The sequence below is a fragment of the Nocardia sp. SYP-A9097 genome, assembly GCF_009649815.1.
Classification (GTDB): Bacteria; Actinomycetota; Actinomycetes; order Mycobacteriales; family Mycobacteriaceae; genus Nocardia.
On the sequence record NZ_WJIC01000015.1, the window covers coordinates 111,736 to 131,695 of the forward strand.

15 protein-coding genes are annotated in these 19,960 nt (G+C 65.6%); 9 read left to right on the plus strand and 6 right to left on the minus strand.

Features of this window, described 5'->3' with window-relative positions:
- Positions 1–3 precede the first annotated feature (3 nt).
- Both GFY24_RS26715 and smc read right to left on the minus strand, forming a co-directional pair.
- On the minus strand, positions 4–678 hold the full coding sequence (locus GFY24_RS26715; protein WP_153807851.1) for an HAD family acid phosphatase: 675 nt from the start codon (positions 676–678) through the stop codon (positions 4–6).
- Positions 679–785: 107 nt separating this feature from the next.
- Positions 786–4,394: a chromosome segregation protein SMC gene (gene smc / locus GFY24_RS26720; RefSeq protein ID WP_309231387.1), complete on the minus strand. Its 3,609-nt coding sequence runs from the start codon at positions 4,392–4,394 to the stop codon at positions 786–788.
- Between the two features lie 338 nt (positions 4,395–4,732).
- Between smc and GFY24_RS26725 the strand changes: the two genes are divergently transcribed.
- The 8 genes from GFY24_RS26725 (at position 4,733) to GFY24_RS26760 (ending at position 14,063) form a co-directional block, all read left to right on the plus strand.
- Positions 4,733–4,936, plus strand: coding sequence for a cold-shock protein (locus GFY24_RS26725; RefSeq protein WP_067574676.1), 204 nt, complete (start codon positions 4,733–4,735; stop codon positions 4,934–4,936).
- Between the two features lie 201 nt (positions 4,937–5,137).
- Positions 5,138–6,370 (plus strand): acyl-CoA dehydrogenase family protein, encoded by a 1,233-nt coding sequence (locus GFY24_RS26730; RefSeq protein ID WP_309231367.1) that lies wholly within the window; start codon positions 5,138–5,140, stop codon positions 6,368–6,370.
- A gap of 2 nt (positions 6,371–6,372) precedes the next feature.
- Positions 6,373–7,497 (plus strand): acyl-CoA dehydrogenase family protein, encoded by a 1,125-nt coding sequence (locus GFY24_RS26735; protein WP_153807853.1) that lies wholly within the window; start codon positions 6,373–6,375, stop codon positions 7,495–7,497.
- A gap of 103 nt (positions 7,498–7,600) precedes the next feature.
- A complete protein-coding gene (locus GFY24_RS26740) occupies positions 7,601–8,038 on the plus strand; it encodes a carboxymuconolactone decarboxylase family protein (RefSeq protein WP_228566684.1) in 438 nt (145 codons plus the stop codon).
- Between the two features lie 323 nt (positions 8,039–8,361).
- The gene (locus GFY24_RS26745; protein ID WP_153807854.1) at positions 8,362–8,805 is read left to right on the plus strand and encodes a CBS domain-containing protein; all 444 of its coding nucleotides are present in this window, start codon (positions 8,362–8,364) and stop codon (positions 8,803–8,805) included.
- A 13-nt stretch (positions 8,806–8,818) separates the two neighbouring features.
- On the plus strand, positions 8,819–10,108 hold the full coding sequence (locus tag GFY24_RS26750) for an ArsB/NhaD family transporter (RefSeq protein ID WP_309231368.1): 1,290 nt from the start codon (positions 8,819–8,821) through the stop codon (positions 10,106–10,108).
- 103 nt (positions 10,109–10,211) lie between these two features.
- Entirely contained in the window at positions 10,212–12,437 is a 2,226-nt protein-coding gene (locus tag GFY24_RS26755) for an acyltransferase family protein (RefSeq protein WP_153807855.1), read from the plus strand.
- A gap of 90 nt (positions 12,438–12,527) precedes the next feature.
- Positions 12,528–14,063 carry a substrate-binding domain-containing protein gene (locus tag GFY24_RS26760; protein ID WP_309231369.1) on the plus strand — a complete coding sequence of 512 codons (1,536 nt, stop codon included), beginning with the start codon at positions 12,528–12,530 and terminating at the stop codon, positions 14,061–14,063.
- A 75-nt stretch (positions 14,064–14,138) separates the two neighbouring features.
- Here GFY24_RS26760 and GFY24_RS26765 read toward each other — a convergent pair whose 3' ends face one another.
- Genes GFY24_RS26765 through kdpF form a run of 4 tightly spaced genes read right to left on the minus strand, consistent with a single transcriptional unit; the run spans position 14,139 to position 18,928 of the window.
- Positions 14,139–15,020, minus strand: a complete 882-nt coding sequence (locus GFY24_RS26765) for a potassium-transporting ATPase subunit C (protein ID WP_153807857.1) — start codon at positions 15,018–15,020, stop codon at positions 14,139–14,141.
- 1 nt (position 15,021) lies between these two features.
- Positions 15,022–17,169 carry a potassium-transporting ATPase subunit KdpB gene (kdpB, locus tag GFY24_RS26770; protein ID WP_153807858.1) on the minus strand — a complete coding sequence of 716 codons (2,148 nt, stop codon included), beginning with the start codon at positions 17,167–17,169 and terminating at the stop codon, positions 15,022–15,024.
- 1 nt (position 17,170) lies between these two features.
- On the minus strand, positions 17,171–18,841 hold the full coding sequence (gene kdpA / locus GFY24_RS26775; protein WP_309231370.1) for a potassium-transporting ATPase subunit KdpA: 1,671 nt from the start codon (positions 18,839–18,841) through the stop codon (positions 17,171–17,173).
- Positions 18,842–18,928, minus strand: coding sequence for a K(+)-transporting ATPase subunit F (gene kdpF, locus GFY24_RS26780; RefSeq protein WP_309231388.1), 87 nt, complete (start codon positions 18,926–18,928; stop codon positions 18,842–18,844). It lies immediately after the preceding gene.
- Positions 18,929–19,220: 292 nt separating this feature from the next.
- On the opposite strand from kdpF, the gene GFY24_RS26785 reads away from it, so the two are divergent.
- Entirely contained in the window at positions 19,221–19,889 is a 669-nt protein-coding gene (locus GFY24_RS26785) for a hypothetical protein (RefSeq protein ID WP_153807859.1), read from the plus strand.
- Positions 19,890–19,960 lie beyond the last annotated feature (71 nt).

Here is a 19,960-nt window from a genome sequence, read left to right on the forward strand (position 1 = left end):
CGATCAGGAAAGCTTGCCGTCGTAGTCGGGCAGCTTGAAGGTGGCCTGGGCGTGCCCGCCGTCGAGATCGAAGTGGTTGTTGCCGATATTGGCGACGATGGTGTAGCCCTGGCTCTCGATATCGACGCGGCTGGCGGTCTTGTACGCGGTCAGACCGGTATTGCCCGCCGAGATGGTGGTGAGCGGGCTACCGTACAGCTTGTCCACGGTGTATCCGACCGAGGTCAGGTTCACCTGGGTGTAGGCGTTCAGCAGCGAGGGCCGTCCGGTCACGAAAATGATTGCGGCGCCGTGCTGTTTGGCCCACTGCGTCAGGTGCAGCACCGGCTGGATGGCGGGGATGACGATGCCCGGGTTGTACTGGGCTTCCAGGCTGGAGTTGTCGATATCCAGCACGATGGCGGGCTTGGTGGCTCCGGGGAGCGCAGTGGTGAGGTAGGTCTGTGCCTGGTTGACGACGGTGGTGACATCGGCGATCCATTGGCTGTAGGGCGGCAGGCCACCTCCGCCGGACAGCGAGGAGGAGCCCGAACCACCGGAGCCGGTGCCTCCGGAGAGTGAGGAGGATCCGGTCCCACCGGACAGCGACGAGGAGCCGCTGTCGGCGAGCGCCGAAGGTAGTGGGGCAATGAGGGATACGGCGATTCCGGCGGTAATGAAAGCAAGTGAACGTCTCATGGTTACCGGACGGTATTCGCCCCGCGAGTTGGACGTATGACTGTTTCAGATAGTCGTTCTATTGTTAATTTCACTCCCACTCACCGGGATACGCCGCGCGCAACCGCCTAGGCGTTTGCTCCCACCAGGTTCTCCCCGCGCAAGCGCTGCGAAATCACCTGCGTAATACCGTCACCGCGCATGCTGACGCCATAGAGCGCATCGGCGATCTCCATGGTCGGCTTTTGGTGAGTGATCACAATGAGCTGGCTCTTCTCCCGCAATTGTTCGAAGAGGCCGATGAGGCGGCGCAGGTTGGTGTCGTCCAGCGCGGCCTCGACCTCGTCCATGACATAGAACGGGGAGGGCCGGGCACGGAAGATGGCCACCAGCAACGCGACCGCGGTCAGCGACTTCTCGCCACCGGACAGCAGCGACAACCGCTTGACCTTCTTACCGGGTGGCCGCGCCTCGACCTCGACACCGGTGGTGAGCATATTGCCGGGGTCGGTGAGCAGCAGTCGCCCTTCACCGCCGGGAAAGAGTTTGCCGAACACACCGACGAATTCGCGTTCGACATCCTCCCAGGCTTCGGTGAAGACCTGCAGGATGCGGGCGTCGACCTCGGCGACCACGTCCAGGAGGTCCTGGCGGGCCTTCTTGACGTCCTCGAGCTGGGTGGCGAGGAAGGTGTAGCGCTCCTCGAGGGCCGCGAACTCTTCCAGCGCAAGGGGATTCACCTTGCCGAGGGTGGTGAGGTCCCGCTCCGCCCGCTTGGCGCGCCGTTCCTGGGTGGGCCGGTCGTACGGCATGGGCCGCGGTTCGGTGACCTGGTCGCCGCGCTCCTTGGCCTGCTCGTATTCGATCATCTCCAAGGCCGTGGGCGGCATGGGATTGTCGGGACCGTATTCGCTGATGAGGTCTTCCAGCGCCACCCCGAACTGTTCGGAAATGGTGGTCTCGAGCTGTTCGATACGCAGCGCGGCCTGGGCGCGGGCCACCTCGTCGCGGTGTACGGCATCGGTGAGCTGGGACAAAGCGGTGGTGAGGGCGCGGGCGCGCTCCTTGGTCTGATCCACCTGCGCGGCGCATTCGGTGCGGCGGCGCACCAACTCGTCGCGCCGCAGGCCCGCCGCCGTGACGACCTTCTCTAATTCGGCGGCGACCTTCTCCGCCGATTCGGCGACCACCGCGGCGACGGCGGCAGCCTGCCGGCGGGCCGCGTGCTGGCGTTCGGCGCGCGCCCGGTTCTCGCGTTCGGCGCGGGCGGCCCGGCGCAGTGAATCCGCTTTGCCGCGTACCGATTCCGCGCGTTCCTCGGCGGTGCGCACGGTCAGGCGCGCCTCCACCTCCATGGTGCGGGCCTCGGCGAGCGCGGCGGCGGCTTCCTCACGGGCATAGCCGGCGGTCTCGGTGCCGGCGGAGTCCGAATCCAGATCGGAGCCTTCACCCTCCACGTGCCGCAGCCGATCCTCGAGTTCGGCGAGTTTGCTGAGGGTCTCCTCGCGCCCGGTCTCGGTCTCGGCGCGCTGGGCGAGCAGGCGTTCGCATTCACGCTGGGCATTGCGGGCGGTTTGTCCGAGCCTGCCGAGCCGGTCGTAGATGGCGACCAGTGCCTGATCGGATTCGTGCAGGGCGAGCAGGGCGTGGTCGACGGCTTCCTTGCGGTCGGTCTGCTCGGCGAGCGCACCCGAGAGCGCGGCCTCGAGCTCCTCGGCCTGACGCTGCCAGGATTCGAGTTCGCCCTTGGCGGAGTCGATATCGGCCTGCACCTCGAGCTGCGAGGGTGCGCGATCGGAGCCGCCGAGCACCCAGCCCGCACCGGTGAGATCGCCTTCGCGGGTGACCACGCGCAGTTCGGGGCGCACGGCGACGACCTGTGCGGCGGCGGCGAGATCCTCGGCCACGGCAATGCCGGTGGTGAGCGCGGCAATGGCCCCGCGCATGTGCTCGGGGCAGTCCACCACGTCGGACAGCCAGCGCGCCGCACCGGGAAGTTCCCCACCGATACGCGAATCAGCCTGTGCCGCATTGGCATACACCAGTGCGACGCGCCCGCCGTCGGCCACCTTGAGCGCGCGGACGGCGGCGTGCGCGGAGGGTCCGGTATCGGCGGCGACCGCATCGGCGAGCGGTCCGAGCGCGGCGGCCACCGCGGCCTCGAAGCCACCGTGTACCCGAAGCAATCCCGACAGCGGCCCGAGCAGTCCGTCGGCGCGATGCTCCAGCAACCAGGCAGCGCCATCGCGACGGGCCAGGCCCATGGTGAGTGCCTCGATGCGCGCGGTCAGCGACGCGACGCGTTTTCCGGCCTCGCGGTCCTTCTCCCGCAATTCGGTCACTCGTTGATCGGCGAGCTGTAATGCCTCGGCGGCGTGTTCGTACTGGGCGTCCAGTCCGGACTCGCCGGAATCGAGTTCGCTCAATTCCTCCTGTACGGACTCGAATTCGGCGTCCGCGGCCGAGCCACGGTGCCGGGCCTCGGCAATGGAGGCGGAGATGCGATTGATCTCGCCGTCCACCGATTGCGCCCGCGAGCGCAGCGTGTCGACCTGTCCGGAGAGCCGGGCCAGCCCCTCGCGCCGATCGGCGATGGCGCGGACGGCGGCCAGATGTGCCTGTTCGGCGGCTTTGGCGGCCTGTTCGCGCTCGTGCAGCAGATCGCGCGCCGATTCGAGTGTCTCGGTGGCCATTTCGACGGCCGCGACGAGTTCGGCCTCCTCGGCCTCCACCCGATCGGCTTCGCGTTCGAGCTGATCCGGGTCACGGCCCTCGCCGGTGGGTTGCTCGATGGTCAGATTGCGCGCCCGATCCCGGGCAATACGGATAGTGGCATTGACGCGTTCGGTCAAAGCGGACAGCTGGAACCAGGTCTGTGCCGCCGCCTCCGCGCCCGGGGTGAGCCGGGACAGTTCGAATTCCTGCTGGGCCAGTGCCGCGTTCGCCGCATCCAGTTCGGCGTGCACGTTGACCTGTTGTTCGCGCGCGTACGACTCTTTACTCTGCTGGCTCTCCAGCTCATTGCGCCTGGTCACCAGGTCGTCGGCGGCCAAGCGCAGGCGCGCGTCCCGCAATTCGGACTGCACGGTCGCCGCGCGCCGGGCCACCTCGGCCTGCCGTCCGAGCGGTTTGAGCTGGCGGCGAAGTTCGGTGGTGAGGTCGGTCAGGCGGGCCAGATTCGCCTGCATGGCATCGAGTTTGCGGACCGCCTTCTCCTTGCGGCGGCGGTGTTTGAGCACGCCGGCGGCCTCTTCGATGAAGGCGCGGCGGTCCTCGGGCCGGGATTCGAGGATGGCCGAGAGCCGTCCCTGACCGACGATGACGTGCATTTCGCGGCCGATACCGGAGTCGCTGAGCAGTTCCTGCACGTCCATGAGGCGGCAGGAGTTGCCGTTGATCTCGTACTCGCCCGCGCCGTCGCGGAACATCCGGCGGGTGATGGAGACCTCGGAGTAGTCGATCGGCAGCATGCCGTCCGAGTTGTCGATAGTCAGCGTGACCTCGGCGCGGCCCAGCGGCGCACGGCCCGCGGTCCCGGCGAAGATGACGTCCTCCATCTTGCCGCCACGCAGTGCTTTCGCGCCTTGCTCCCCCATCACCCAGGTCAAGGCGTCAACGACGTTCGACTTGCCCGAACCATTGGGCCCCACCACGCAGGTGATGCCGGGTTCCAATCGCAGCGTCGTCGCGGACGCGAAGGACTTGAATCCCTTCAGCGTCAGACTCTTCAGATGCACAGCCGCCCAGGCTACCCGGTCATCGGCGATTGCCCCGAGTATGCCGACTACGCGTCCGGTTGCCGGGTCGCGGCGGCCGGGGTCGTGGGAGTGGGCTGGGTCTTGATTCGGCGTGACGATGACTTGCGACACGTCCACACGGTGGGAATTCGTCGGATGTACCTAAGATCAGGTACTGTCTTGTTGTTGCAACTTTTGGTTCTCACAGACTTCAGTACGCGCCTGCTGACCATCACGCAGGCGCGCATTTGTGTTTCCAGTGATTCCTGACGGGGTCATTACAGCGACATCAGATCCGCAAAGTGCGGGTCGCACCAAAACAAAGAGGAGAGTCAATCGTGGCTACCGGTACCGTGAAGTGGTTCAACACCGAAAAGGGCTTCGGCTTCATCGAGCAGGACGGTGGCGGCCCTGACGTGTTCGCCCACTACTCGAACATTGCCGCTCAGGGCTTCCGCGAGCTGACCGAGGGCCAGAAGGTCTCGTTCGACATCGCGCAGGGCCAGAAGGGCCCCCAGGCGGAGAACATCACCCCTGCCTAATTAGCAGGAGTTCGAACGGCGGCCCGGCGTACTTCGGTACACCGGGCCGCCGTTCGTTTTGCGTAAGAAATCAGCGGTATCCAGGAGAAAACTCCACAGTGGGACGTCATGCCTCTAAAGTGAGGGCGGGTGCCAGCACATTTGCCAGCGGGGGTGAGGCGGTGAGATGGTTGGGGTCGGACCTTCGCACAAGGAGAATTCGTGGACCTCGACTGGTCGCCCGTTGAGCTGGCGTTTCGCGATGAAGTGCGGCGCTTCCTCGATGAGAATCTGACATCCGAACTACGGCGCGCGGGACGGCTGGCCACCAGTGTTTATCCCGACCACGAGGCCAGCATGGAGTGGCAGCATATCTTGCACGCCAAAGGGTGGGCCGCGCCCGCGTGGCCGGTGCGGTACGGCGGGTGCGATTGGAGTCTGACCCAGCACTACATCTTCGGCCGCGAATGCACCCTGGCCGGTGCGCCGAACCTGTCCCCCATGGGAATTCGGATGGTTTCGCACGCCATCATGGCGTTCGGCACCGCCGGGCAGAAGGAGTTCTTCCTGCCGCGCATCCTCACCGGTGAGGTGTTCTTCTGCCAGGGCTACTCCGAACCCGAGGCGGGTTCGGATCTGGCATCGCTGTCCATGGCGGCGATCGAGGACGGCGAGGATCTGGTAGTCACCGGCTCCAAGATCTGGACAACGCACGCGACCGAGGCCAATTGGATCTTCGCGCTGGTGCGTACTTCCCGGCACGCCAAGAAGCAGCAGGGGATCACCTTCGTGCTGATGGAGATGGACCAGCCCGGAATCGAGATCCGGCCGCTGGTCATGACCTCCGGCGAGCAGATCCAGAATCAGGTCTTCTTCGATCAGGTGCGGGTGCCCAAGGCGAATGTGCTGGGGCGCATCGACGATGGCTGGACGGTCGCCAAATTCCTGCTCAATTTCGAGCGCGGCGGCGGCGCGGCGGCACCGGCGTTACAGGTGATGGCCGAGGAGTTGGCGCAGGCCGCGCGGACCCAGCCGGGACCCGATGGTGGTGTACTGCTGGATGATCCGGCCTTCGCGGCCAGGCTGGCCGATGCCCGGATGCGCGCGGATGTGCTGGAGATTCTGGAATATCGCACGCTCGCACTGGTTTCCAGCGGTAAGGATCCGGGTCCGGCGGCCTCCACCATCAAGATTCTGGGCACCGAGTTGAGCCAGGAACTCACCGAGCTCGCACTGGAGGCGGCCGGTCCGCGTGGTCGCGCCTATCAGCCGCACGCCACCATGCCGGGTGGCCCGATCGCCGACTTCACCCCGCCCGCAGACGGTTTCGTCTCGGGCGAGGAGTGGCAGGCGGTCGCGCCATTGCGCTACTTCAACGACCGCGCCGGTTCGATCTACGCCGGTAGCAATGAGATTCAGCGAAACATTATCGCCAAAGCAACCCTGGGACTGTAACCATGGACTTCTCCTTCACCGCTGAACAAGAGCTGCTCCGCGATACCGTCACCGAATATCTGGCGGCCCGCTACGACCTCGAAAGCAGCCGGGCCGCAGTGCGTCTCGGTGCGGGCCGGCAGCCGCAGGTGTGGCGCGGGCTGGCCGAGGAGGTCGGCATTCTGGGTGCGGCGCTGCCCGAATCGGTCGGCGGGATCGGCGGCGGGGCCGTCGAGACCATGATCATCGCGGAGGCGCTGGGCGGGGCGCTGGTGGTCGAACCGTATGTGGATACTGTGGTCGTCGGCGGTGGGCTGTTGCGGCGCGCCACGGGTAAGCGGGCCGAGGATCTCCTGGCCGGGATCACCGAGGGTTCGGTCATCATCGGATTCGCCGGGCTGGAACCCCAATCCGGTTACAACTACGGCAATGTCGCCACCACCGCCGTGCGCGAGGGCGAGGATTGGCTGCTCACCGGCGTGAAGACCGTGGTCACCTCGGCCCCGATCGCCACGCAGCTGCTCGTGACCGCCACCGTCGACGGCGAAATCGCGCTCTTCGCAGTCGATTTCGATGCGGCGAACCCGCCCGCCGGACTCACCGCCGAGTCCTACCGCACCATCGATGAGCGGCCCGCCGCGGATCTGACCCTCGAAAACCTGCGTCTCCCAGCGGATTCCCTGCTACTGACGCAGGCGTCGCAGGCGGTGGCCGCCACCGTCGACGAGGCCATTGCCGCGATCTCCGCCGAGGCGGTCGGAGCCATGCGCAAGGTGGTCGCCGATACCGTCGAATACACCAAGCAGCGGCATCAGTTCGGCGTCCCCATCGCGAGCTTCCAGGCGCTACAGCATCGCATGGTGAATATGCACCTGGAGCTCGAACAGGCCATTGCCGCAACATATCTGGTGACGCTGAAGCTCACCGGCGATCCGGCCGAGCGCGCCAAGGCCGCCTCCACCGCCAAGGCCACCATCGGCCGCGCCGCCCGGCTCATCGGTCAGGAGGCGGTGCAGTTGCACGGCGCGATGGGTATGACCGAGGAGCTGGCCATCGGCCACTTCTTCAAACGCCTCACCGCCGTGCAGTACGAGTACGGCACCACCGCCCATCACACCGCCCGCTATGCGTCGCTGACCCGGCCCTGATGAGGTGTGACGGGCCGCACATCGGCGGCCCGTCACGTCCACGGACCCTGTCTCGTCCAAGGGATGTACCGAACCGATCGGCACGTCACGAAAGGACGAGCACATGTCACGAATGAACCTGGCAGCGGTCGCGCCGGAGGTCTACCAGGCGTGGGTGGCGGCCGAGGTCGCGATTCGGCGCGGCCCGCTCGATGCCACGGTCCGCGAACTTGTGAAGATTCGCGTCTCGCAAATGAATCGCTGCCTGTTCTGCATCGAGATGCACACCACCGAGGCCCGCAAAGAGGGCGAGACCGAAAAGCGCATCTACCACCTGACCGCCTGGCGCGAATCCGACCAGTTCACCCCCACCGAACGCGCCGCCCTCGAATACGCCGAGGCCGCAACCGAACTCGGCGAACACGGCGTCTCCGACGCAACCTGGGCCGAGGTCGAGAAGAACTTCGACGAGGGCCAGCGCGCCGGCCTGGTGGCCATCACCGCCCAGATCAACCTCTGGAATCGACTGGGCGTCCCCCTGCGACTGTACGAAGCGGACTAACCCGTCGTCCCGGCCTAGCCCGTCATCCCGGCGCGTTTTTGGCCGGGATCCACACAATGGCCGATGCACTGCCCGTCTGGATCCCGGCCAAAAGCATGCCGGGATGACGGGGGCGGGGGGACGGGGAGTTCCATCGAGATCGACGGGCGCGAACGGGTATCCTTTTACGCAATTCATATATGTGGAGCGCCGGGAAGCCTGGTCGGCATTCGGTCCGAGACCTCGGGCCGGGTTCGAGCTGGGAGTTTCGATGGCGCTGCGGTATTCGATCTTGACGTATTCTCTTCGCGTGATATCTGGCCGTAGCGTCGTATCCTGCAGTTATGCATGCCGCTCAGATGGCCGAGGAATATCCGGTGATCGATTTGGACTCCGATGCGATGGATGCGGCGAGGTTGCTTGCCGATCATCGACTCCCCGGGATTCTCGTCACCGACGCCAATGGCGCACCGCATTCGGTGCTGCCCGCCTCACAGGTGGTGTTGTTCATCGTGCCGCCGTATGTGCAGTACGATCCGTCACTGGCCGGGGTGCTGAACGAATCCATGTGCAATCAAGTGGCGAATCGCCTGCGCGGCAAGAAGGTTCGCGATGTGATTCCGGAGCGGCTGACCAAGATCCCGGCGGCGCAGGCCGACGACAATACCGTCGAGGTGGCGGCGCTCATGGCCAAGTACAAGTCGCCACTCATCGCCGTGCTGGACGGCAAGAAGCTACTCGGGGTCATCACCGCGTCGCGGCTGCTGGAAGTCGCGTTGAACAACTGAGCCGGCGGTCCCCGTGACCGCCGTCGCCATCGCGATCTTCGTCGTCGCGTACACGCTGATCGCCTCCGAACGCATTCACAAGACCACCGCCGCGCTCGCCGGTGCGGGCGTGGTGGTCGCCATCGGGTTGATGACCTCCGATGACGTCTTCTTCTCGCGCGAGACCGGCGTCGACTGGAATGTCATCTTCCTGCTGCTCGGCATGATGATCATCGTCGGGGTGCTGCGCCAGACCGGCGTCTTCGAGTTCACCGCGGTGTGGGCGGCCAAGCGCGCCAAGGGATCCGCGCTGCGGGTGATGATCCTGCTGACCCTGATCACCGCGACGGCGTCGGGTTTCCTCGACAATGTGACCACGGTGCTGCTCGTCGCCCCGGTCACGCTGCTGGTGTGTGAGCGCCTGGACGTGCCGCCGGCGCCGTTCCTGATCGCGGAGGTGCTGGCCTCCAATATCGGTGGCGCGAGCACCCTGATCGGTGATCCGCCGAATATCATCATCGGCAGCCGGGCGGGCTTGTCGTTCAACGACTTCGTGTTCAATCTGACCCCGATCGTGCTGATCGCGCTGGCGGTGTTCACGCTGCTGCTGCCGCGGCTGTTCAAGGGCGCGTTCACCGTCGACCCGGAGCGCGCGGCCGAAATCATGCTGCTGAACGAGCGGGAGGCGATTCGCGATCCGAAGCTGCTGATCAAATGCGCCGTGGTGCTGGCGGCGATGTTCGCGGGCTTCTTCGGGCATTCGATCTTCCATATCGAACCGTCGCTGGTGGCGCTGCTGGGTGCGGGCCTGCTGGTGCTGATTTCCGATCTGCCGCAACGGGATTACATGTCCGCGGTGGAGTGGGAGACGCTGCTGTTCTTCGCGGGCCTGTTCGTCATGATCGGCGCGCTGGTGAAAACCGGTGTAATAGAACGGATCGCGAGCTGGGCGACCGATCTCACCGGTGGAAACGCGCTGGTGGCAACGATGCTCATTCTGGCGGTGTCGGCGTTGCTGTCGGGAGTGATCGACAATATCCCGTATGTGGCCACCATGAGCCCGCTGGTGGCGGAGTTGGCCGGGTCGATCCATAACGAGACGCAGTCGCAGGCGCTGTGGTGGGCGCTGGCGATCGGCGCGGATTTCGGTGGCAACCTCACCGCGGTCGGCGCGAGCGCGAATGTAGTGATGCTGGGTATCGCGCGCCGCTCGGATCACCCCATTTCGTTCTGGGAGTTCACCCGCAAGGGCGCGGTCGTGACGGCGGTGACCGTGGCGGTGGCCGCGCCGTATCTGTGGCTGCGGTATTTCGTGCTGGCCTGAGCCCTCGGACAGTCGGTTTGAACGGGACATAGGCCACATTCCGGTGAAGATTCGAGCGGCGATTGGCAAATTTATGGCTACGGATACGAGAATGGTCGCCGCCATGTCCTTACCCAGCACCGATCAGCCCTCGCCGACAGCGCCGGACAGCGACCCCAAGGCCGCACCGGTGCCCAGCCCCGGTTCCGGTGCCGCGGGCCGCGCCCCGGGCGCGTACCGCCACGACCTGGACGGTCTGCGCGGTATCGCCATCGCCCTGGTGGTGATCTTCCATGTCTGGTTCGGCCGGGTCTCCGGTGGCGTCGATGTCTTCCTGGTGCTCTCGGGCTTCTTCTTCACCGGAATGCTGGTGCGCCGGTCCGACGGCGGACCGGTGGGCGTGGCCGCGACCATCCGGCGCACACTGCGCCGCCTGCTACCGGCCATGGTGGTGGTGCTGGCCGCGGTCGTGATCGCGGCGGTGGTGCTGCTACCGCATACGCGGTGGTCCGATATCGCGGCGCAGACCCTGGCCTCGCTCTTCTATTACCAGAACTGGTATCTCGCACTGTCCTGGTCGGATTATCTGGCCGCGGACCCGTCGGTGAGCCCGCTGCAGCATTTGTGGTCGATGTCGGTGCAGGGCCAGTGCTATCTGGGACTGCTCATGCTCATCGCGACGACGGCATGGCTGTACCGGCGCGGCCGTCCCATGGCACTGCGTGTCGCACCGGTTCGCCGTGTGCTGCACTCGGATTCGATCCGCGGTGTCACACACTCTCCCGTCACACGCCGGGTGTTGCGTGCGGCCGGACCGCAGGGCGGATTGCGGATCGCCCTCGCCGTGCTGTTCGCGGTGCTCGCGGTGGTCTCATTCCGCTATGCCGCCGTGGGTGTTTCGACCCAGCAGGGCTGGAACTACTACGACACCTTCGCCCGCGCCTGGGAGCCCCTTACCGGTGCGCTGCTGGCCATTGTCGCGCCGATGCTCAACCTGCCCAAGCTGATTCGCACGGTCTTCGCCTGGGCCGGTATCGCGGCCATTGTGGCCTGCGGCTGGCTGGTGAATGGTTCGGCGGTGTTCCCGGGCCCGGCCGCGCTGATTCCGGTGACCGCGACCGCGGCGCTGATTCTGGCCGGTGCCGGATTGGCAACCGCCGGACAGCCTTCGGTCAATCGCCTGCTGGCCGGTGCCCCCATGGTCGGACTGGGCGGTTTCGCGTACGCGCTGTACCTGTGGCATTGGCCGATGCTGATCTTCTACCTGGGTGAGCGGCACGAGCGCGCGGCCGGTGCGCTGGGCGGGCTACTCATTATCGTGGCCTCGTTCGTACTCGCCTACGGCACACATCGTTTCGTGGAGGAGCCGCTGCGGTTGCGGGCCACGCCTGCGCTTCCGGCGCGGGCACGCATGCTCACCGGTGTCGCGGTCTCCACCGTCGGTGTCCTGCTGCTGGGCTCAACCTTGGCCTGGCAGTGGAGCAATGGTGCGAAGGCACATGCGGTGGGTGAGCTCGATCCGGCGAAGTATCCCGGCGCGGCGGCGCTCACCGATCGTGCGCTGGTGCCGCGCGCACCCATGCGCCCGACCATCGAAGAGGCTCCGGCGGATATCGCGTATCCGACTCGTGACAGCTGTATCGCGGACTTCGACACCCGCTCGGTGGTCACCTGCGCCTACGGCGACCCGAACGCGCACCGCACCATTGCGGTGGTCGGCAATTCCCATGCCGAGCACTGGATTCCGGCATTGCAGGCGGTGGCCGAGAAGTACCGTTTCAAGGTCTCGGTCTACCTGAAGATGGGCTGCCCGCTCACCGTGGCGGAGGAGCCGATGTACAAGGGGCAGAACAATCCGGACTGTAAGGACTGGTCACACGATGTGATCGAGCGGCTCGGTGCGGAGCGCCCCGACTTCGTGTTCACCACCGGCACCCGCCCCGCCGACAATGGCGGCGACGAGACCCCGCAGGATTACCTCGACGTATGGCAGGCGTTGTCCGATCGCGGCCTACAGGTGCTGGCCATCCGCGATACACCGTGGTTGCGCCGCAACGGTATTCGCTATCGCGCCATCGACTGCCTGGCCTCGGGCGGTAATCGCCTCGAATGCGGTATGAAGCGATCGGACGCGCTGTCCCCGGTCGATCCGGCGCTCGCCGCCTCGGATGATTTCCCCAATGTGCATGTGCTGGACCTGAACAACGCCGTCTGCGAACCGGATGTCTGTGCCGTGGTGGAGGGCAATATTCTCGTCTACCACGACGAGCATCACCTCACCGCGAGCTATTCTCGTTCTCTCGCACCGGAACTCGCACGCCGGCTACAACCGATTCTCGGCTGGTGGTGACGGAGCGGTTCGCGTTCCCGTAACCCCCTGCCGGTACGGTGCCATCCGGCGGCTCGATCATGCGGGCGGACAGAAGAATTCGGGGGTTCTGTGAACGGCTTTCCTATCGAGATCGTGCTCGCGCTCATCGGTATCCTGGTGCCGGTTTCGGCATTCGTGTGGGAATTCGTGCTGGTGGGGCGTAAGCGGCTGGGTTATCGGGTGCAGATGGATACACCCGTGACCGGTGAGATCGAATCCGTATTCCCCGGTGTCCTACCGCAATTGCGGCCCGACGGGACCGGGAACCCGCCGGAGCTCAAGGATCTGTCGGTGGTGCTGGTGCGCATCGAGAACAATGGCGCGACCGATATCGATGACGGCGATTACGCTGTCCCCGAGGCGAACCCGGTCGGCGTGCACATCCAGTTTCAGAATCGCCGCGTAATCGGTATGGCGGTAACCGAACTCAGCGACGACACGCTCGGCGACTGCCTGCGCCCGGGCACCGGAATCGGCGCACGCGAGGACACCGCGCACCGTATGGGCATTATCGATCTGCCCAAGGTTCCGATGAATCGCGGTGACCACTACAAGATTCTGGCCATTCTGCAGCGCAGCGCCGGTGCGGGCGAATATCCGGCCCCGACAGTGCGCGCCAAGATCAAGGGCGGCAGTGTCGCCGAAACCCGCAGCAACTCAGGGCGTTCGCCGCGACTACTGGCCCTGGTCGGTTTCCTGGTGGCGGTCGTGGCCATCCAATATGTGGTCGGCCTGCGCCCGGAGGACACCCCGATCAATGCTCAGTGCACCAGCGGAAAGCTCACCCTGGTCGGCTCCTCGGCCTTCGAGCCGGTCATGCGCGATGCCGCGACCGCTTACCACAAGCTGTGCGACGGAGCGGATTTCGCATTCGAGTTCGACGGTAGTGAGCGCGGCCTGAGCCGGGTCGACGAGGACGGCAAGGACAATCCGGCCCTGCTCGCGATCAGCGACGGCCACGCGGGCCCCGGCTACCCGAATCTGCGCCCGCGCACCCTGGCCGTATCGATGTTCAGCATGATCGTGCATCCGGGAGTCGGCGTACACGATCTCACCGTGCCGCAGATCCGCGATATCTTCGCCGGCCGGGTCAACAATTGGCAGCTGGTCGGCGGCCCGAATCTGCCTGTGCGCGTGGTACAGCGGGCGCTGGGCTCGGGTACCCGGGAGACCTTCCGGGCCCGGCTGCTGGGTGATGCGCAGCCCCCTGCGCCGCCCACCACCAGCTGCCGCGCCATTATCGCCACCGATCCGCCCGGCCTGTCATCCTGCGAGGTCCCGGTCACCAAGGACATGCTCAAGACCGTCGCGGAGCTTCCCGGGGCCATCGGCTACACCGAGAACACCGACGCCACAAAGGCTTCCGACGTCGCGACGGTGACCATCGGGGGCCACTCCCCCACTCGCGAGCAGGTACTGGACCAGACCTATCCGTTCTGGAATGTCGAATACGCCTACAGCTCCGGCGAAGTCCCCGCCGACTCACTCGCGGCGGCCTTCCTGCGCTATCTCACCGACCTACAGGGCAAGGATGTGCTGCGGTCGTACGGCGATATCCCGTGCGCCGAACTGGCCACCCCGGCCAGCTGTACACCCGACCCCTGAAATACACAGGGCCACAGTCACTCTCGTGAACGAAGCGACTGTGGCCCTGCCGTACCGGCCGGAGCCGGCCGTTTCTCAGGCTCGGAACGGGTACTTGCCGTCCAGGTCGAGGTTGAGCTCGACGACGTTCACGCGGGGCTCACCCAGGAATCCGAGGGTGCGGCCGTCCGTGTGCTCGTCCACCAGTGCGCGTACCTGGTCCGCGGAGACGTTGCGGGCCTTGGCGATTCGCGCGATCTGGATATCCGCGTACGCCGGGGAGATGTGCGGGTCCAGGCCGGAACCGCTGGCGGTCACCGCATCCGGCGGCACGGCCGACTTGGCGGGGGCGTCACCACGGATGGGGACGATGAGCCCGGCCGAGTAGTCCTCGCCGTCAGTCGCGCATTCGACCTTGACGCCCTTGTACGCGTCCAGGAACGGGGTCTTGGTCACCGAGCAGAACTCGTTGACGCTCACCACCTTCTCCGGATGCTCGATCGTGCCGTTGGTTTCGCGCAGGCCGATGACCGACAGCACCGCACCCACCCCGCCGGGGGTGCAGAACGGACGGCTGCCATCCACGCCCTCGAGCTCACCGATGGTCTTGCTGCGGGTGCACACGGTGGTCAGCAGGCCGGTCTTGTCCGGCGCGCTGTCCACGATGTTCTCCGGGCCGAGGTTGCTCGCGGCCGTGGCGGTCGGGTCGTACCCGGCGGTGCCCGCCGCAGACGGACGGCTCTGGAAGTACTGCACCAGAACATTGCCCTTGTCATCGGCGAACGACTGCCCGATGAGGCTGGAGCCCACCGTGACACCGTTCTGTTCGATGAGCGAGCCCTCAGCCTTGTCCTTCAGGCCAGGTAGCTGCGCGACAGCGAAAACCGCCAGCGGATAGATGATTCCGGTGATCGCGGTCAGCACCAGTAGCGCGCGCAGGGCCGCCACATGCTGCCGGATCCAAGTTGACATGCGCATTTCAGGACATCCCGGGGAGGAATTGGACGACGAGGTCGATCAGCTTGATGCCGATGAAGGGGGCGATGATGCCACCCACGCCGTAGACGGCCAGGTTGCGGCTCAACAGCTTCGAGGCTGCCGCGGGCTTGTAGGCCACGCCGCGCAGCGCCAGCGGAATCAGCACCACGATGATGATCGCGTTGAAGATGACCGCGGACAGGATCGCCGACTGCGGGCTCGCCAGTCGCATGACATTGAGCATGTCCAGGCCGGGGTACAGCGCCACGAACAACGCGGGAATGATCGCGAAGTACTTGGCGATGTCGTTGGCGATGGAGAACGTGGTCAGCGCACCGCGAGTGATGAGCAGCTGCTTGCCGATTTCGACGATCTCGATGAGCTTGGTCGGGTCCGAGTCGAGGTCGACCATGTTCCCGGCCTCTTTCGCGGCCGAGGTACCGGTGTTCATCGCCACGCCGACGTCCGCCTGTGCGAGCGCGGGCGCGTCATTGGTGCCGTCACCGGTCATGGCGACCAGGCGGCCACCGGCCTGCTCCTGCTTGATCAGCGCCAGCTTGTCCTCGGGAGTCGCCTCCGCGAGGAAGTCGTCGACGCCCGCCTCATCGGCAATCGCCTTGGCGGTCAAGGGATTATCGCCGGTGATCATGACGGTGCGGATGCCCATCTTGCGCATCTCGTCGAAGCGCTCGCGCATGCCCTGCTTCACCACATCCTTGAGATGGATGACGCCGAGCAGCTTGGCCTGGCCGTCCTTGACCTCCGCGACGACCAGCGGGGTACCGCCGGAGGCCGAGATGCCGTCGACGGCCGCGCCGACCTCGTCGGGAACCTGACCGCCCTGGCTGCGCACCCATTCGGTGACGGCACTGGCCGCACCCTTGCGCAGCAGGTGCCCGTCGGACAGGTCCACACCCGACATACGGGTCTGGGCGGTGAATTCCACCCAGGTCGCGCCGGTGAGCTCGCCGGGGGTGCGCTCGCGCTTGTTGTACGCGGTCTTGGCGTACACCACGATGGAGCGACCCTCGGGGGTCTCGTCGGCGAGGCTGGAAAGCTGTGCGGCATCGGCCATTTCGTCCGCGGACACACCCGGCATCGGCACGAAGTCCGAAGCCTGACGATTACCGAGGGTGATGGTGCCGGTCTTGTCCAGCAACAGGGTGTTGACGTCACCGGCGGCCTCGACCGCGCGGCCCGACATGGCGAGCACATTGCGCTGCACCAGGCGGTCCATACCGGCGATGCCGATGGCCGACAGCAGCGCGCCGATGGTGGTCGGAATCAAGCAGACCAGCAGCGACACCATGACGATGCCGGTAATGCCATTACCGTTGAGCGCCAAGCTGTCCGGCACGCCGGGCAGGTTCGCCTTGGAGAAGATGGCCAGCGGCTGCAGGGTCGCCACCGCGAACACGAAGATGATCGTGAGCGCGGCGAGCAGGATATTCAGCGCGATCTCGTTCGGCGTCTTCTGCCGCGACGCGCCCTCGACGAGCGCGATCATCTTGTCGATGAAGCTACCGCCCGGCTCCTGGGTGATCTTGACGACCACCCGGTCGGACAGCACCGTGGTGCCACCGGTGACCGCGGAACGGTCGCCGCCGGACTCACGGATGACGGGCGCGGATTCACCGGTGATGGCCGATTCGTCCACCGAGGCAATGCCTTCGACGACATCGCCGTCACCCGGGATGACCTGGCCCGCCTCGACGACGACGAAGTCGCCGCGCTGCAGTTCGGTCGCCGCGACCTTCTCCTCGACCATCCGTGCACCGGGCGACCACTCGACAAGGCGGCGAGCGATCGTGTCGGTCTTGGCCTTTCGCAGGGTATCGGCCTGCGCCTTACCACGACCTTCGGCGACGGCCTCCGCCAGGTTGGCGAAAAGTACTGTCGCCCACAGCCATACGACGATCGTCCAGCCGAAGAAGGACGGATCGGTAATGGCCAGGATGGTGGACCAGATCGCGCCGATCTCGACGATCAGCATGACCGGGTTGTGCCACAGGGTGCGCGGGTCCAGCTTCTTGAAGGCGTCCGGCAACGACTTCAGCAGCATCTGCGGATCGAACAGTCCGCTGGTGACCCGGCCCTTGGGCGATGACGCGTCCTGCGTCACCGCGGGTTCAATGGTGGGAGCAGACATTTCAGTGGATTCCTTCGGCGAGCGGCCCGAGCGCCAGCGCGGGCAGGAAGGTCAGGGCCACCAGGATGATGGTCACGCCGACGACCATGCCGACGAACTGCGGCCTGTGGGTCGGGAGTGTGCCGATCGATTCCGGCGTCGTGCCCTGCTGAGCCAGCGAACCGGCCAGTGCGAGAGCGAAAATCATCGGCAGGAAGCGGCCGAAGGCCATGGCCAGACCGAGCGCGGTGTTGTACCACATGGTGTTGCCACTCAGGCCCGCGAAAGCGGAACCGTTGTTATTGGCAGCGGATGTGAAGGCGTACAACACTTCCGACAATCCGTGTGGTCCACCGTTCGCCATACTGGCTCGCTGCCCCGGCATCGCCATGGCGACAGCGGTACCGATGAGCACGATGAGCGGGGTGACCAGGAAATACGAAGCGGCGAGCTTGATTTCGCGCGGCGTGATCTTCTTGCCCAGGTACTCCGGGGTACGGCCGACCATCAGGCCCGCGACGAACACCGTGATGACCGCCAGGATCAGCATGCCGTAGAGACCGGATCCGGTACCACCGGGCGCGACCTCACCGAGCTGCATATTGAACACGGTCATCATGCCACCGAGGCTGGTGTAGGAATCGTGGAACGAGTCCACCGCACCGGTCGAGGTCAGCGTGGTCGCCGTGGCGAAGGTCGCCGAATTCGAAGCGCCGAAACGGGTTTCGACGCCTTCCAGCGAAGCGCCGAGCGCGGTCGGAACCGTGCCGTGGTGCTGCAGCTGGAAGAGGTTGGTCAGCGCCATGCTGGCCATCGCGATGATGGACATGACCGCCGCGATCGCGTAGCCCTGCTTCTTCGAGCCGACCATGCGGCCGAAGGTGCGGGGCAGCGAGAAGCTGATCACCAGCAGCAGGAAGATCTCCAGCCAGTTGGTCCAGGCGTTCGGGTTCTCGAACGGGTGCGCGGAGTTGGCGTTGTAGAAGCCACCACCGTTGGTGCCGAGTTCCTTGATGACTTCCTGGCTGGCGACCGGACCACCGGTAATGGTCTGCTGCGCGCCACCGAGAGTCTGCGCCACCTGATCGTGCAGGTGGAAGTTCTGGATCGCGCCGCCGGCAACGAGCACGATGGCGAAGATGAACGCGAAGGGCAGCAGAATTCGGATGGTTCCCCTCACCAGATCCACCCAGAAGTTGCCCAGATCGTTCGTATGCCGACGCGCGAAACCACGCACCAGCGCCACCGCCACCGCCATACCGACCGCCGCGGAGACGAAGTTCTGCACACCGAGTCCGGCCATCTGCACCAGGTGTCCCTGGGTCGATTCACCGGAGTAGTTCTGCCAGTTCGTATTCGTCACGAAGCTGACTGCGGTGTTCCAGGCGAGCTGCGGAGTCATCTCGGTGCCCGGATCATTCAGGTGCAACGGCAGTTTGCCCTGAATCAGCTGGAAGAAGAACAGGAACAGAATGCTCACGGCCGAGAAGGCCAGTGCGCTGCGCGCGTAGACGCCCCAAGTCTGTTCGACACCGGGCTGTACGCCGATGGCCTTGTACAGGCCGCGCTCGGCGCGGGAGTGCTTCTCGCTGCTGTAAACCCGGTACATGTAATCGCCGAGCGGCACATGCACCAGGGCCAGCGCGAGTATCAGGGTCGCCGCGAAGACGATCCCCGCTGTAGTCGTGCTCACTTAGAACCTCTCCGGGTACAGCAGCGCCGCAACGAGATAGACAGCGACGCCAATGGCCAGAACCAGACCGATAATGTTCTGAGTCACAGCCGCTCCACCCCGCGCTGGATCAGGCCGAGCAGGGCGAAAATCGCCACGGTCAGCACGGTGAACACCACGACGGACATGTGTTGAAACCTCTCTCTACTGATGCCGCACCTCAGGTGCAACGGAGCGAGTCAAGCGTTCGATCGGTCCTGGATCGAGGGCCTTTACGCCTTCTTAGCGTTGCGCACCGCCGCCTTGACGCTCCGCTTACAGGCTCGGCTCGGTGTGTCGAACCACCGGCGTGGCGGGGGGTATACGTAACCTCGATCAGGCCGGACCAAAGGGAGGCCCCATGTTCGAACGCGCGGTACAGAAGTCCGTGGAATTGGTACTTCGCGGTGGCACCGGGGTACAGGCTCCGCTCGCGGCGAAGTATGTCGAGCGACTGCACCGCAAACATCCGGATCGCTCCCCGGAGGGCATCGAACAGTGCCTGGAATTGCGCTATCTGGCGATCGTCACCATCAGCGGCACCCTGGCCGGACTCTCGGCCGCCGTGCCAGGCGTGGGCACCCTCATCGGATTGGCCGTCAGCGGTGTCGAATCCGTGTTCTTCCTGGAGACCTCGGCGCTCTACGCGGCCTCGGTCGGCGCGGTGCACGGTATGAGCGACCTGCCCGCCAAACAGCGCCGCACCCTGGTTGCCGGAGTGGTGCTGGGCGAGAGCGGCGAACAACTACTCGGCAAGGGCGCGAGCCAATCCGCCCGCGACTGGGCCACCACCGTCGGCGACCATCTCCCCGTCGTGCGCAATATCGACAACGCCATGGCCAAGCGCTTCATCGTCCAGTTCGTCGTCAAACGCGGCGTCCTCATGTTCGGCAAAACCCTCCCCGCCGGTATCGGCGCGATCATCGGGGCCCTCGGCAACCGAGCGCTCGCCAAATCGGTAGTCGGCAACGGCCACCGCACTTTCGGCCCCGCCCCGGCGAGCTGGGATAAAGAATTCGCCACGAAATAGCTTTGGCACGATAAGTCACATCCGGAGCCGCGCCACGTCATAACCCGCCCCCTACAGTTGGCGGCGGTTCT

Bases quoted from the DNA above. Each gene is read 5' to 3' on its own strand.
- GFY24_RS26765 (WP_153807857.1), bottom strand. From the start codon at position 15,020: ATGCGCATGTCAACTTGGATCCGGCAGCATGTGGCGGCCCTGCGCGCG.
- GFY24_RS26740 (WP_228566684.1), top strand. From the start codon at position 7,601: ATGTCACGAATGAACCTGGCAGCGGTCGCGCCGGAGGTCTACCAGGCG.
- GFY24_RS26785 (WP_153807859.1), top strand. From the start codon at position 19,221: ATGTTCGAACGCGCGGTACAGAAGTCCGTGGAATTGGTACTTCGCGGT.
- GFY24_RS26745 (WP_153807854.1), top strand. From the start codon at position 8,362: ATGCATGCCGCTCAGATGGCCGAGGAATATCCGGTGATCGATTTGGAC.
- GFY24_RS26755 (WP_153807855.1), top strand. From the start codon at position 10,212: ATGTCCTTACCCAGCACCGATCAGCCCTCGCCGACAGCGCCGGACAGC.
- kdpB (WP_153807858.1), bottom strand. From the start codon at position 17,169: ATGTCTGCTCCCACCATTGAACCCGCGGTGACGCAGGACGCGTCATCG.
- GFY24_RS26715 (WP_153807851.1), bottom strand. From the start codon at position 678: ATGAGACGTTCACTTGCTTTCATTACCGCCGGAATCGCCGTATCCCTC.
- GFY24_RS26735 (WP_153807853.1), top strand. From the start codon at position 6,373: ATGGACTTCTCCTTCACCGCTGAACAAGAGCTGCTCCGCGATACCGTC.